We start from the raw sequence: 12,800 nt of genomic DNA, 5'->3' as shown, positions 1-12,800 counted from the left end.
CGATTCCCCTCGTTGTCCGAACCAGGTGCGGAAGTCTGCCCGCTTCGCCGACGGGAAGTCCACGATCCGTCCATGACGCGGTTGCGAACGACGGCGGTGCACGGTGGGCGCGAGGACCTCGCCGACCTGGGTGTGCACGCCCTGCCCCTCGACCTGTCCACCACCTACCCGGTGCCCGACCAGGCCGCCGGCGGCCGTGCGCTCCAGGACCTGGCCGAGGGCGCGGCGCGGGCCGGCTCCCCGGTCTACGCGCGGCTGCACAACCCGACCGTCGCCCGGTTCGAGCAGGCGCTGGCCGCGCTGGAGGGCACGGCCGCGGCGGTCGCGTTCGGCAGCGGCATGGCCGCGGTGACCGCCGTGGTGCAGGCGGCGTGCGTGCTGGCCGGCAAGCCGCACGTGGTGGCCGTGCGCCCGCTCTACGGCGGCACCGACCACCTGCTGTCCAGCGGCCTGCTCGGCGTGCGCACCACGTACGCGACCGCCGACCGGGTCGCCGACGCGATCACCCCGGACACCGGCCTGGTCGTGGTCGAGACGCCCGCCAACCCCAACCTCGACCTGCTCGACATCGCCGCCGTGGTGGCGCGGGCCGGGACGGTGCCGGTGGTCGTGGACAACACCTTCGCCACGCCCGTGCTCCAGAACCCGGCCGCGCTCGGCGCGGCCTACGTGCTGCACTCGGCCACCAAGTACCTCGGCGGCCACGGCGACGTGCTCGGCGGCGTGGTGGCCTGCGCCGAGGAGCGCGCGGCGGAGCTGCGCCGGATCCGGATCGTCACCGGCGCGGTGCTGCACCCCCTGGGCGGCTACCTGCTGCACCGCGGCCTGGCCACGCTGCCGCTGCGCGTGGAGGCGGCCCAGCGCACGGCCGTCGAGCTGGCCCGGCGGCTGGCCGGGCACCCCGGCGTCGGCCTCGTGCGCCACCCGTCCCTGCCCGGCGCCGACCCGGCCGGCCTGGTCGGCACGCAGATGGGCGGGCCCGGCGCGGTGCTGGCGTTCACCACCCGGGAGGACCCGGCGGCCGTGGTCGCGCGGCTCGGGCTCATCACGCCCGCGGTCAGCCTCGGGTCGGTCGACACCCTGGTCGAGCACCCGGCCGCGCTGACCCACCGGCTGGTGCCCGGGGCGGAGCGCGAGGCGTCGGGCGTGCCGGGCGACCTGCTGCGGCTCAGCGCGGGGCTGGAGGACGTCGAGGACCTGTGGGCGGACCTGGACCGGGCGCTGTCGGGCGCCTGTGAGCGCCATTACATCAAGCCTTCCTCAAGCGGGGAGAGGGCACTGGTCCAGACCGGATAGCGTTTTCACCGCCACGGCGGGCCACAAGCCCCGAATTCGCGGGGTCGCGCTCCACCACGACCCCGCCGCCGCGACGCAGTCGCGGCCACGGATGCGGCCGCGGGAAGACCGACCGGGGCGGGCGGGTGCCACGAGCACGCGTCCCTCCCGGTCACCTACCCTGGGGTGAGCCGATCGAGGAGGAACCCCACCGTGTCCGTCATCGGTGTCCTCGCCCTCCAGGGCGACGTCCGCGAGCACCTGGTCGCGCTGGCCGAGGCCGACGCGCTGGCCCGGCCGATCCGCAGGCCCGAGGAGCTGGCCGAGGTCGACGGCGTGGTGCTGCCCGGTGGCGAGTCGACCACCATCAGCCGCCTGCTCGCCACGTTCGACCTGCTGGAGCCGCTGCGCGCCCGGATCAAGGAGGGGATGCCCGCCTACGGCTCGTGCGCGGGCATGATCCTGCTCGCCGACCGCGTCCTCGACGGGCGGCCCGACCAGCACCAGCTCGGCGGCCTCGACATCGTGGTGCGGCGCAACGCCTTCGGCCGGCAGGTGGACTCCTTCGAGGCCGAGCTCGACTTCACCGACGTGGGCGAGGTCCACGCCGTGTTCATCCGCGCGCCGTGGGTCGAGGCCGCGGGCGACGACGTGGAGGTGCTCGCCAGGGTCCCCGAATCCGAGGACGCGGGGGAGGCCGCCGGTAGGATCGTCGCGGTTCGGCAGGGGCACGTGCTCGCCACCTCGTTCCACCCGGAACTGACCGGCGACGGGCGCGTGCACCGCCTATTCGTGGACATGGTCCGTTCCGCGGGCTGAGGGACAGACGGAGGAGACATGAGCGGCCACTCCAAGTGGGCGACCACCAAGCACAAGAAGGCCGCCATCGACGCCAAGCGCGGCAAGCTGTTCGCGCGCCTGATCAAGAACATCGAGGTCGCGGCCCGCACCGGCGGCGGTGACCCGGACGGCAACCCCACGCTCTACGACGCCATCCAGAAGGCCCGCAAGAACTCGGTGCCGCTGGACAACATCGAGCGCGCCCGCAAGCGCGGCGGCGGTGAGGAGGCGGGCGGCGCCGACTGGCAGACCATCATGTACGAGGGCTACGGCCCCAACGGCGTGGCGGTGCTGATCGAGTGCCTGACCGACAACCGCAACCGGGCCGCGTCCGAGGTCCGCACCGCGATGACCCGCAACGGCGGCTCGATGGCCGACCCCGGCTCGGTGTCCTACATGTTCGGCCGCAAGGGCGTGGTGATCGTGCCCAAGGGCGGGCTGAGCGAGGACGACGTGCTCATGGCCGTGCTCGACGCGGGCGCCGAGGAGGTCAACGACCTGGGCGAGAGCTACGAGGTGGTCTCCGAGGCCGGTGACCTGGTGGCCGTGCGCAAGGCCCTCCAGGACGCCGGGTACGACTACGAGTCGGCCGAGGCGAACTTCCTGCCGTCGGTGTCGGTGCAGCTGGAGGCCGAGGGCGCGCGGAAGATCTTCAAGCTGATCGACGCGCTGGAGGACTGCGACGACGTGCAGAACGTCTACGCGAACTTCGACGTGTCCGACGAGGTCATGGCCGAGGTCGGCTGACCCCGGGCGGTCCGGACCGCGACCCCGCGCCGCCGGCCGGCGCGGGGTCGTCGTCTTACGCGGGGGTGACGGCCGCGGCGGGACAATGACCCGGTGTCGACCCCCACCCCACAGGACCTGAGGCTGCGCGACTGGCTGCTGGAGCAGGCCGAGCTGCACGGGCACGCGGTGGTCACCGTGCCCGAGGACGACGAGGGCGCCGGGTACGCGTTCTCGGTCGGCGCGTGGCGCCGGTTCGGCGTGGCCGAGGCCGTGGTCATCGGCCTGCCCCCGGAGCAGGCGCAGGTGCTCATCCGGGCCTACGTCGACCGGGCGCGCCGGGGCGAGCGGTTCCTGCCCGGCAGGCTGTACCCCGACTTCTTCGCGGGCGTGCCGGTCACCTTCGAGCGGGTGTTCAAGGGCTTCTACCCGGAGTTCTTCGGCAGCGCGTTCCTGCTGTACGGCAAGGGCGACTTCGCGGCCGTGCAGATCATCGTGCCCACCGCCCAGGGCCGCTTCCCCTGGCACCACGACGCGCCCATGGGCTTCGGCGACTGGCAGCTGCTGCTGACCGAGAGCGGCCGGCCCGAGAGCTGGGAGCCGGGCGTCAACGGTCCCTGATCCCCTCCGGCGTTGTCCGGGGAGTGTTGTCAACCCGGGGCGACCGACCACGGACAACGTTCCGCGCGGTACCACTGCGGGGTGCGCCGGAGGTCGTGGGGGTTCGGGGGTCGGCGCACCGCTGGAGGGGGAGGCGCGTGCCGTCCCGTTCGGGTTCGGGGGGAGCCGGGCGGGGCGGTGCGCGTGGACCGTGCCGGGGGGCCTGCCGACAGGTCCCTCCCGCGGTGTGCCCTGGGCCACCCGGCTGTACGCCGATTTCCTCCCGTACCCCCGTTCGGCGTAGTTTGCCGAACGTCGATGGTGGCACGGTTGACACCAGGAGGACCCAGTGAGCGCCACGAGCGCCGTCCCCACCCCGCAGCGTGGCTTCTTCGGTCACCCCCGGGGACTGTCCACGCTGTTCTTCACCGAGCTGTGGGAACGCTTCTCCTACTACGGGATGAAGGCGATCCTCGCCTACTACCTGTACCGCTCCACGGCCGAGGGCGCGCTCGGGCTCGACAGGAGCTTCGCGCTGTCGCTGGTCGCCATCTACGGCGCCTCGGTCTACATGTCCGGCGTGGCGGGCGGCTGGCTCGCCGACCGGGTGCTGGGCGGGCAGCGGGCGGTGTTCCACGGCGGCCTGCTGATCATGTTCGGGCACATCGTGCTGGCGCTGCCGATCGGCCTGGCCGGCGTCTACGCCGGCCTGGTGCTGATCGTGCTCGGCACCGGCCTGCTCAAGCCGAACATCTCCACCGTCGTCGGCGGCCTCTACGACCGGCAGGACCCGCGGCGCGACTCGGGCTTCACGATCTTCTACATGGGCATCAACCTCGGCGGCTTCCTGGCCCCGCTGGTGTGCGGCTTCCTGGGCGAGGAGTACGACTGGCACCTCGGCTTCGGCGCGGCGGCGGTCGGCATGGCGCTGGGCCTGGTCGTGTACCGGATCGGGGTGCGCGGCCTGGGCGACTCGGCCGCCACCCCGCCGAACCCGCTGCCCGCCGGGGAGCGCGGCCGGGTGCTGGGCCGGATCACGGCCGCGGTGGTGGGCGCGGTCCTGGTGGTCGGGCTGCTGGTGGTGACCGGCGTGCTCGGCGCGGAGGGCGTGATCAACCTGATCAGCCTGCTGTCGGTGCTGCTGCCGGTCGGCTACTTCGCGGTGATGATCCGCAGCCCGCGCACCACGCCGGTGGAGCGGTCCCGGGTGATCGCCTACATCCCGCTGTTCATCGCGGCGGCCATGTTCTGGCTGCTGTTCGAGCAGAGCGCGACGGTGATCGCGGCGTTCGCGGACACGCGCGTGGACAACTCGTTCCTGGGCCTGTCGTTCCCGCCCTCGTTCGTCCAGTCGATCAACCCGGTGATGATCATCGCGATCGCGCCGCTGTTCGCCCTGCTGTGGGTGAGGCTGGGCAACCGGCAGCCCGTGACGCCGCGGAAGTTCGGCTTCTCGCTGCTGCTGGTGGGGCTGTCCTTCCTGCTGCTGATGGTGGCCGGCCAGGGCGACCCGGCGGTCCGGGTCGGCTTCCTGTGGCTGATCGTGATGTACCTGGTGATGACCTGCGGCGAGCTGATGCTGTCGCCGGTGGGGCTGTCGGTGACGACCAAGCTCGCGCCGCGCGCGTTCGCCTCGCAGACCATGGGCCTGTGGTTCCTCGCCGCGGCGGCCGGGCAGGGCGTGGGCGCGATCGTGGTGCGCTCCTACAGCGACGAGAACGCGGTGACCTACTTCGGCGTGCTCGGCGGGTTGGCGATCGCGCTGGGCGTGGCGCTGGTCCTGGGCGCGAAGTCCATCCACGGCCTGATGCGGGGCGTGGACTAGTGCTGCGTCCCGGAACGTCGGCCCGGTAGTCGGTGTGGAGCGGGCGGGCGTCCCGGGACGACCGGTGGGGCGATCCGGGAGCGGATCTGCCCGATCGCCCGAACGGCACCCGCCTCCTGGGGCATCACGGCGTTCCCCGGTGGCCCAGTTCGAAGTCGCGGTGGTCGTCGGGGTCGACCGCCGCGACGAGCCTGTCCCCGGGCTCCAGGCCGTGGTACGGGGTGTCGTGCTCGATCTCGAACTCGGGCACGTCCTGGCCGCTGATCCGGAGCCGGACGCGGATGGTGGGGTCCTCGCTGATCGGCCCGACGGACAGGACCTCGGCGGTCGCCGGCAGGCCCACCTCGTCCAGGCGCAGCAGTCGCCGCTTGGCGCGCGCGATACCGCGCAGCACGGCGATGCCCAGCGGTAGCAGCACCGCGGTGAGCACGATGCCCACGGTGCCGCCGTCGTCGGCCGCGTAGACGATCGGTCCGGTGACCACCAGCGCCACGGCGAAGAGGTGCAGGACGACGTTGTTGCCCCGGTTGGCCCCCTGTACTTCGACGAACCCGTCCTCCGCCATTCCGGCACCTTAAGCGGGTCGAGGGGTGCCGTGGGCCGGGTTGGCGCGAGTGGGGCCGGACGGCGGAGGTGGGTGCTCCGCCAGGACACGCAACCGGCACCGACCGGTTCCATGACCAGCGCCGGTCGGACCGGGGTGCGGCTCTCCGCACCCGCGCGGGAATGCGAGCGACCCGCCGCGGCGGCGGTGCGGCGGGTCGCCCGCCCCATCAGCATGCACCAAGGTGCTGAAGCTCAGCTGATGGTTTCCACCATCGTGTGTCGTTTTTTCACCCCATTCGTTACCGGGAAGCGCGCCGGACCCCGGATGGCCCGCGACGGCCGCCGGACCACGGGGCCCGCCGCGCGCAGGTCCGGGAAGCGGCGGAACAGGCCGCGCAGGGCGGCGGCCGCCTCCATCCGGGCCAGGCCGGCGCCCAGGCAGTAGTGGATGCCGGAGGAGAACGACAGGTGCTCGCGCGCCTCCGGCCTGCCGGGCGTGAAGCGGTGCGGGTCGGCGAACACCCCCGGGTCCCGGTTCGCGCCCCCGATCAGCATCATGATCGGCGTGCCGCCGGGCACCCGCGTGCCGGCGACCTCGGTCGTCGCGAACGGCACCCGCACCGCGTACTGCACCGGCGGGTCGAGGCGCAGCGTCTCCTCCACCACGGCCTCCGCGTACGAGGGGTCGGCGAGCAGGCGCTCGCGCACCTCCGGGTGGCCCAGCACGGCCAGCACCGCGTTGCCGATCAGGTTGACCGTCGTCTCGAACCCGGCCACCAGCAGCAGTTCCGTGGTGGCGATCAGGTCGTCGCGGCTCAGGTCCTCGTTCGCGACCAGGGCCGACACGACGTCGTCCGGGCCCGGCTCGCGCCGCCGGTGCTCGACCAGGTCGTCCAGGAACTCCTGGAACTCCCGCAGGCCCTGGTGCAGCGCCCGCATCTCGCCGAGGTCGCGCACCCCGTCGATGGCGTTGACCAGCGCCCTGGCCCACCGGGCGAACGCGGTGTGGTCCGCGTTGGGCACGCCGAGCAGGTCCGCGATGACCTGGATCGGCACCCGCCCGGCGAAGTCGCGCACCAGGTCGAAGGTCGGCCGCCCGGCCACCTCGTCCAGGTAGTCCTCGACCACGCGCTCCACGGTCTCGGTCTGGGCCCGCAGCCCGCGCGGCGTGAACCACGGCGCGACCAGCCGCCGCAGCCGGGTGTGCTCCGGCGGGTTGAGCACCAGGAACGACTCCTCGACCGGGTTCACCAGCCGGCGTCCGCCGACGTGGGCCGACGAGTCCACGGGTGACAGCGCGTTCGGGGCCAGCACGCCGAAGCCGGGGTCGCGCAGCAGCGAGGTGCTCAGCGCGTGGGAGGCGGTCAGGTGCAGCCCCATCCGGCTCTTCACCAGCACGCCGCGCCGGCGCACCCGCTCGTACTCCGGGTAGGGGTCGCGGGTCGGGTCCACCCCGAACAACCGGCCGGCGGGGTCGCCGAGGAGGGCTTGTAATCGCATGACGTTGCGGCCCGCGAACAGCAGGGCCGCGTTCTTCACCGTGGACGGCATGTGACCACACTGGACCGGCCGCGGTGCGGTTTCAAGGAAGGGGGCCGGTCCGGCGGGTCGGCGCGGCTGCCCCGCGGCCGGCCACCGGGTCGAGTCGGGCGCCCCGGCGCGCTGCGGTCCGGCCGCGCGCACGGCGCTTTCGCGGTGCCCGGCGGCCCGGACGCGCCGGAACCGGCGCTGCGGTACGCCGAACCGCCGCCCGGCGCGGGGATCACCTCGTGCCGGCCGCGGGCGGACCCGGAGGAGCCGCGGGCCCGCGTCCCGGCCCGGGGAGGCCCCCTCTCGCGGGAGCCCGCACGACGGGTCCTCTTCCGCTTCCGGTGACCCGCGCTCAGGATTCCAGGCGCTCCGCGGTGTCGGTGAGCAGGGCGAGGAGCCGGCGCCAGGTGTCCGGGTCGGTGGTGGAGAGCGGCTCGGGGGAGAAGAAGTACAGGCGGTTCTCGACGAGTTCGATGTGGACCGGGCGTTCGGCGTACCGGGCCAGGAGGTCGGGGGAGAAGAGGGTGCGGTCCAGCAGGGCCTGGATCTCCGGGGTCCTGCCGAACGGCCCGGAGACGCTGAAGGCTTCGGCGCCGGGGCCGCGCAGGTCGAGTCGCCCGAGCGAGTCCCCGCCGGACGCGGTCACGGTGCCCGTGCGTTTCGCCCGCGAGTTCAGCACCAGGTGGGGGAGGTCGGCGTCGAGGGGAGTGGTCGCGTAGCCCCAGCGGTACGTTTCCCCGTTGCGGTAGCCGGCCGTGTAGCTGTACTGGCCGACCTCCACCGGACGCGGGCCGTTGATGCCGACGACGTCGGAGGCGCAGCGGTTGATGCCGATGTAGAAGATCCCGGCGGGCTGCTCCGGGTCCTTGACCTTCATCCGGTAACCCAGGCCGTTCCGGCCGGCGAACCGCATGATGCGGTAGTGGTCGATCAGTTCCCGCCGGCCGCTCCTGTGGCGCAGGACGACCACCGCGACGACCAGCCCGAGACCGATCGCCGGCGGCAGCAGCCCGAGGAGCCGGACGCCCACACCGCCGTCCGGGTAGGTGCCGGCGAGGTACATGTTGAGCGGGACGCTCAGGAAACCGAAGAAGGCGGCGGCCACCAGGGCGGAGAAGAACGCGCAGCAGGCCAGGTCGCGGGCCGGGCGGTCGCCGTTCGCCTTCGCGTGCGCCAATGCCGCGGCCGGGTCGACCGGGGCGGTGAGCGGGGAGTAGTCGAGGTCGTCGGGCACGGTTCACGCTACCCGGTCGAGTGAGCGGAAAGGTCCCGATCGGGCGGTTTCGGGTGCGGCTGGGGCGACGGTCCGGCCGCCGGGTCCGGGGTGGGCGGGTCGGGGGTCGGGGGGACCCTCGCGGGGTGGGGCCGGGCGGCCCCACCCCGCCGCCGGTCAGCGCCGGACCACCAGCGACGCCAGCCGCCACGTGCCGCCGTCGGGGATGGGCTCGGGCCGCTGCGCCAGGGCCAGGTCCGGGAACCTCCGCAGCACGGCCGCGAGCGCCACCTCGGTCTGCACCCGCGCGAACGCCGCCCCCAGGCAGAAGTGCGGCCCGTGCGAGTACCCGAGGTGCCCGACGGCGGGCGTGCGCGTGACGTCCAGCCGGTCCGGGTCGTCGAACGCGCGCGGGTCGCGGTTGGCCGACACGATGGCCGCCGTCACCGCCTGGCCCGCGCCGATCACCACGCCGCCGATCGACACCTCCTCCCGCGTGTACCGGGGCGTGGTGAGCAGCTGCGGCCCGGCCCACCGCGTCAGCTCCTCCACCGCGCGCGGCAGGAGGGCGGGGTCGGCGCGCAGCGCGGCCAGCTGGTCGGGGTGGTCCAGCAGCGCCACCAGGCCGTTGGTGACGAGGTTCGTCGGCGTCTGCCCGGCCAGCACCAGGTGCCACACCAGGGTGACCAGCTCGACCTCGGAGAGCCGGTCGCCGTCCTCCGCCCTGGCGCGCAGCAGCTCGGAGATCAGGTCGTCGCCCGGTTCGGCCGCGCGCCGCGCCACGGCCGCCCGCGCGTCCGCGATGATCCCGGGGATCGCCGCGACGAACGCCCCGCCGTGACCCGCCGCCACGGCCGCGCCGTGCTCGCGCCACCGCGCCCGGTCGCCCGGCGGGATGCCGACCAGCTCGCAGATCACCTCCATCGGCAGCGGCCGGGCGAAGTGCTCGTGCAGGTCGACGGTGTCGCCGGCCGGCAGCGCGTCGAGCATCGCCTCCACGGTCGCCTCGACCGGCGAGCGCAGCGCCGCCGCCCGGCGGGCGGTGAACGCGGGCGCGGCCAGCCTGCGCAGCCTGGTGTGCTCGGGCCCGTCGATCTCGGCCATCGTGCGCAGGTACGGCAGGCAGTCCTCCGGGATGCCCGGCAGGCGCATGAAGCTGGCGGAGTTGACCTCGAAGCGCGGGTCGCCCAGCACCACCCGGGCGTCCGCGTGCCGGGTGACGATCCACAGCGTGCCGAGGCCGGGCAGCGTCATCCGCGCCACGGGTGACTCCTCGCGGGCCCGGCCGTAGGCGGTGAAGGGGTCGAGCAGCACCGCCGGGTCGGCGGGGTTCAGCTCGGGGACGGTCATCGGCAACTCCAGATGTTGAGATCAGATGTTCTTGTCATCTGAGTGGCGCACGGTATCTTGATCGCGCGGCGCGGGGCAAACGGGGAGCGTGACGGTGCGGCTGAGCAGGGCGGAGCTCCAGGAGCGCAACCGCGCGCGGGTGCTGGCCGCGGCGCGCGCCGAGTTCGCCGAGCGCGGTTTCCGGGACGCGAAGGTCGACGGAATCGCCCAGCGCGCCGAGCTGACCCGCGGGGCGGTCTACTCCAACTTCCCGGGCAAGCGCGCGCTGTACTTCGCCGTGCTGGCCGACCTGGTGGAGCGCGCGTCCGTGCCGCCGAACCCCCAGCTGGGCACCGACCTCCGCACCGCCCTGGGCGCGCTGGCGCGCGCGTGGGTCACCTCACCCGCGTTCGACCCGCTGCACCGCGACTTCCCCGCCGAGGTGGCCGCCGAGGAGGGCACCCGGCGCCCGTTCACCCAGCTGCTCAAGCTCGACGCGCTGCTGCTCGGCCTGGCCGTGGAGCGCCTGACCCCGGCCGGTCCCCGGTCCGGCGGGCCGCCGAGGCGGATGGTCCGCGTCGCGGAGACCGTGCTGACCGCCCTGCACGGCGCGAGCGGGCTGGCCGCCGCCGCGCCCGGCTTCGGCGAGCCGTTCGACGTGATCAGCGCCTGCGAGCGGTTGGCGGGCCTGGACCTGAGCGACTGGTGGCCGCCGCCCGAGCGGCCGCCGGTGCGGGTGGGGGACGCGCCGTGGCGACCGCCGACCGCGGTGGACCTGGTGCGCGCCGCGCCGGTCACGCCGGACGGGGACGGGGTGGTCGTCGTGCTCGGGCTCAACCGCCTGGCCGCCGCGGAGGAGGCGGTGCGGACCGGTGGGCCCGTCACGGTCGCCGCGGTCACCGGGGAGCCGGGGGAGCTGGCGCCGCTGGTCCGGCTCGTGGTGGGGCAGCTGTGCGGGTGCCTGCGGCAGGCGTTCCCGGTGGGGGCGTGGCCGGGTGTGCGGGTCGTGTGCGACGAGGACGGCGCGCTGGCGGCCGCGGCGGGGGTGCCGGCGGTCAGCGACGAGACTGAGGTCGCGGTCCGCGTCCGGGGTGGTCGGGTGGTGGCTCGTGCCGAGGGGGCCGGTGCCGGGCACGCGGTGGGTGTCGGGGTGCGCGCGGAGGTCTGAGGTGACCGGTGGCCGGGTCGGGGTCCGGCCGGGATCAGGTGCGGGGCGCGGGCACGGATCCGGCGGCGGGGTTCGGGGCGGCGGGGTTCTGGGCGGCGGGAGTCCGGGCGGCCGGGGTCCTGGCGCCCGTCGGCCTGGCGGTCCGGCTCGGCGCGGGCCTGCGCTCCAGCACCCGGCGGAAGTCGTCCGGGATCGGGGTGCTGCGCAGCTCCGGGGTCCCGAAGGAGACGTAGCGGTTCCAGCCGGTGGCGACCGGCGTGCCGTCCACGTCCGCGTCGAACCCCATGGTCAGCGTCGTGGTGCCGAGCGTGCGCACCCGCACGCCGATCCGGATCAGGTCGTCGAACCGGGCCGGGCGCAGGTAGCGGATGGACGTCTCCGACACCACGAAGTCGACGCCGTGCTTCTCCAGCTCCTTGTAGGAGCCCAGCAGGGACCGCAGCGCCTCGACCATCGCGGCCTCGAAGAAGACCGGGTAGCGGGAGGCGTGCACGATCCCCTGGCGGTCGCAGTCGACCGGGCGCACCCGCACCCGGTGCACGTGGGCAGCTCGCGGGTCGGCCATGCCGGAGATCCTATGGGGTGGCCGGGCGGTCGCGCGGGGACCTCGCGGCGATCGCGCCGAGTGGCGCGGCCACCAGCTCGCAGCCCGCCACCAGCAAGATCACCGAAACGGGTGCCCACCCCCACACCTCCACGAGCGTGCCGCCGGCCGCCGCGCCGAGCGAGAACGCGCCGATCTTGAGGCTCGCCCCGGTGGTCGAGACCTGCCCGAGCAGCGGCCCCGGCGTGTACCGCTGCCGGGCGGTGATGGTGGCGGGCAGCGTCGGTCCCTGCGCCAGGCCGCTGAGCAGGACCACCCCGAGCAGCGCGGTGAACCCGCCGGCCAGCGGCCACAGCAGCAGCGTGACCCCGTAGAGCGCGACCGTCGTGAAGACCACGCGTTCGGGTCGCCACCCCGGCAGCCGGCGCCGCACCGCCAGGACGCCCACCACGCAGCCCACTTCGAGCACCGCCCAGGCGATGCCGGTCGCGTCCCGGCCCGCGCCCAGGTCCTCCAGGTGGAACGGCAGCGTGGTGAACACCAGGCCGGACGCGCCGTAGCCGAGCACCGACGCGGTCGTCGCGCCGCGCAGCGGGGGAGTGACCGCCAGGTGCCGCAGCCCGCGCCGCACGGCGGTCCACAGCGACGGGTGCGCGTCCGCCGGGTGCGGCGGCACCCGCAGCGCCGCCGTGCACAGCGCGCCCACCAGCGACAGCGCGCCGATCACGGCCACCGCCGTCGCCGGTGACGCGGTCGCGCCCAGCACGCCCGCCAGCGCCGGGCCGCCGATCGCGGCGGCGTTGAACAGCAGCGCGTCCTGGGAGGTCGCCCGGTTCAGGTCCACCCGCCCCGCCGCGGCGAGCCGCGGCACCAGGCTGGTGAAGCCGCCGCTGGTCATGGGCAGCGTGACGCCCGCGACGAAGGCGGGCGCGGGCAGCAGCGCCGCCGGGGCGGCGAGCATGGCCAGGGCCATCGCCGCGAGCACGACCTGGTTGCCCACCAGCAGGAGCACGGGGCGGCGGGCCCGGTCGAGCCACGCGCCGAGCAGCGGCCCGGACACCACCGACGGCACGGTGTAGGCGGCGACCACCAGGCCGGAGAGCAGTTCGGAGCCCGTGCGCGAGGCGACCAGCAGCAGCACCGCCACGCCCACCATCTCGTCCGCGAGGCGAGCGAGACCCGCCGACAGCAGGTACCGGGTCAC

Annotated in this window: 12 protein-coding genes; 6 read left to right on the top strand and 6 right to left on the bottom strand. The window is 74.5% G+C overall.

Annotated features, from left to right (window positions below):
- The first annotated feature begins 72 nt into the window (after positions 1–72).
- The 5 genes from Q5530_RS01900 (at position 73) to Q5530_RS01880 (ending at position 5,266) form a co-directional block, all read left to right on the top strand.
- Positions 73–1,296 (top strand): trans-sulfuration enzyme family protein, encoded by a 1,224-nt coding sequence (locus tag Q5530_RS01900; protein ID WP_415360261.1) that lies wholly within the window; start codon positions 73–75, stop codon positions 1,294–1,296.
- Between the two features lie 192 nt (positions 1,297–1,488).
- A complete protein-coding gene (gene pdxT / locus Q5530_RS01895; RefSeq protein ID WP_380633599.1) occupies positions 1,489–2,094 on the top strand; it encodes a pyridoxal 5'-phosphate synthase glutaminase subunit PdxT in 606 nt (201 codons plus the stop codon).
- Positions 2,095–2,112: 18 nt separating this feature from the next.
- Positions 2,113–2,862, top strand: coding sequence for a YebC/PmpR family DNA-binding transcriptional regulator (locus Q5530_RS01890; protein WP_415360259.1), 750 nt, complete (start codon positions 2,113–2,115; stop codon positions 2,860–2,862).
- A 93-nt stretch (positions 2,863–2,955) separates the two neighbouring features.
- Positions 2,956–3,462 carry a DUF4262 domain-containing protein gene (locus Q5530_RS01885; RefSeq protein ID WP_380633603.1) on the top strand — a complete coding sequence of 169 codons (507 nt, stop codon included), beginning with the start codon at positions 2,956–2,958 and terminating at the stop codon, positions 3,460–3,462.
- A gap of 328 nt (positions 3,463–3,790) precedes the next feature.
- Entirely contained in the window at positions 3,791–5,266 is a 1,476-nt protein-coding gene (locus Q5530_RS01880) for a peptide MFS transporter (RefSeq protein WP_415360256.1), read from the top strand.
- 124 nt (positions 5,267–5,390) lie between these two features.
- Here Q5530_RS01880 and Q5530_RS01875 read toward each other — a convergent pair whose 3' ends face one another.
- The 4 genes from Q5530_RS01875 to Q5530_RS01860 form a co-directional block, all read right to left on the bottom strand.
- Positions 5,391–5,831 carry a hypothetical protein gene (locus Q5530_RS01875; protein ID WP_415360255.1) on the bottom strand — a complete coding sequence of 147 codons (441 nt, stop codon included), beginning with the start codon at positions 5,829–5,831 and terminating at the stop codon, positions 5,391–5,393.
- A 233-nt stretch (positions 5,832–6,064) separates the two neighbouring features.
- Positions 6,065–7,363, bottom strand: coding sequence for a cytochrome P450 (locus Q5530_RS01870; protein WP_415360254.1), 1,299 nt, complete (start codon positions 7,361–7,363; stop codon positions 6,065–6,067).
- 331 nt (positions 7,364–7,694) lie between these two features.
- Entirely contained in the window at positions 7,695–8,576 is an 882-nt protein-coding gene (locus Q5530_RS01865) for a hypothetical protein (RefSeq protein ID WP_415360252.1), read from the bottom strand.
- Between the two features lie 156 nt (positions 8,577–8,732).
- A complete protein-coding gene (locus tag Q5530_RS01860) occupies positions 8,733–9,905 on the bottom strand; it encodes a cytochrome P450 family protein (RefSeq protein WP_415360251.1) in 1,173 nt (390 codons plus the stop codon).
- Positions 9,906–9,999: 94 nt separating this feature from the next.
- On the opposite strand from Q5530_RS01860, the gene Q5530_RS01855 reads away from it, so the two are divergent.
- Positions 10,000–11,052, top strand: a complete 1,053-nt coding sequence (locus tag Q5530_RS01855; protein ID WP_415360250.1) for a TetR/AcrR family transcriptional regulator — start codon at positions 10,000–10,002, stop codon at positions 11,050–11,052.
- A 34-nt stretch (positions 11,053–11,086) separates the two neighbouring features.
- On the opposite strand, the gene Q5530_RS01850 is transcribed toward Q5530_RS01855, so the two are convergent.
- Both Q5530_RS01850 and Q5530_RS01845 read right to left on the bottom strand, forming a co-directional pair.
- Positions 11,087–11,617, bottom strand: a complete 531-nt coding sequence (locus tag Q5530_RS01850; RefSeq protein ID WP_415360249.1) for a hotdog domain-containing protein — start codon at positions 11,615–11,617, stop codon at positions 11,087–11,089.
- Between the two features lie 10 nt (positions 11,618–11,627).
- Entirely contained in the window at positions 11,628–12,800 is a 1,173-nt protein-coding gene (locus Q5530_RS01845; protein WP_415360247.1) for an MFS transporter, read from the bottom strand.

It is taken from the genome of Saccharothrix sp. BKS2 (assembly GCF_047689505.1).
Classification (GTDB): Bacteria; Actinomycetota; Actinomycetes; order Mycobacteriales; family Pseudonocardiaceae; genus Actinosynnema; species Actinosynnema lopnurensis.
This window is presented reverse-complemented; position numbering and strand designations above follow the sequence as displayed.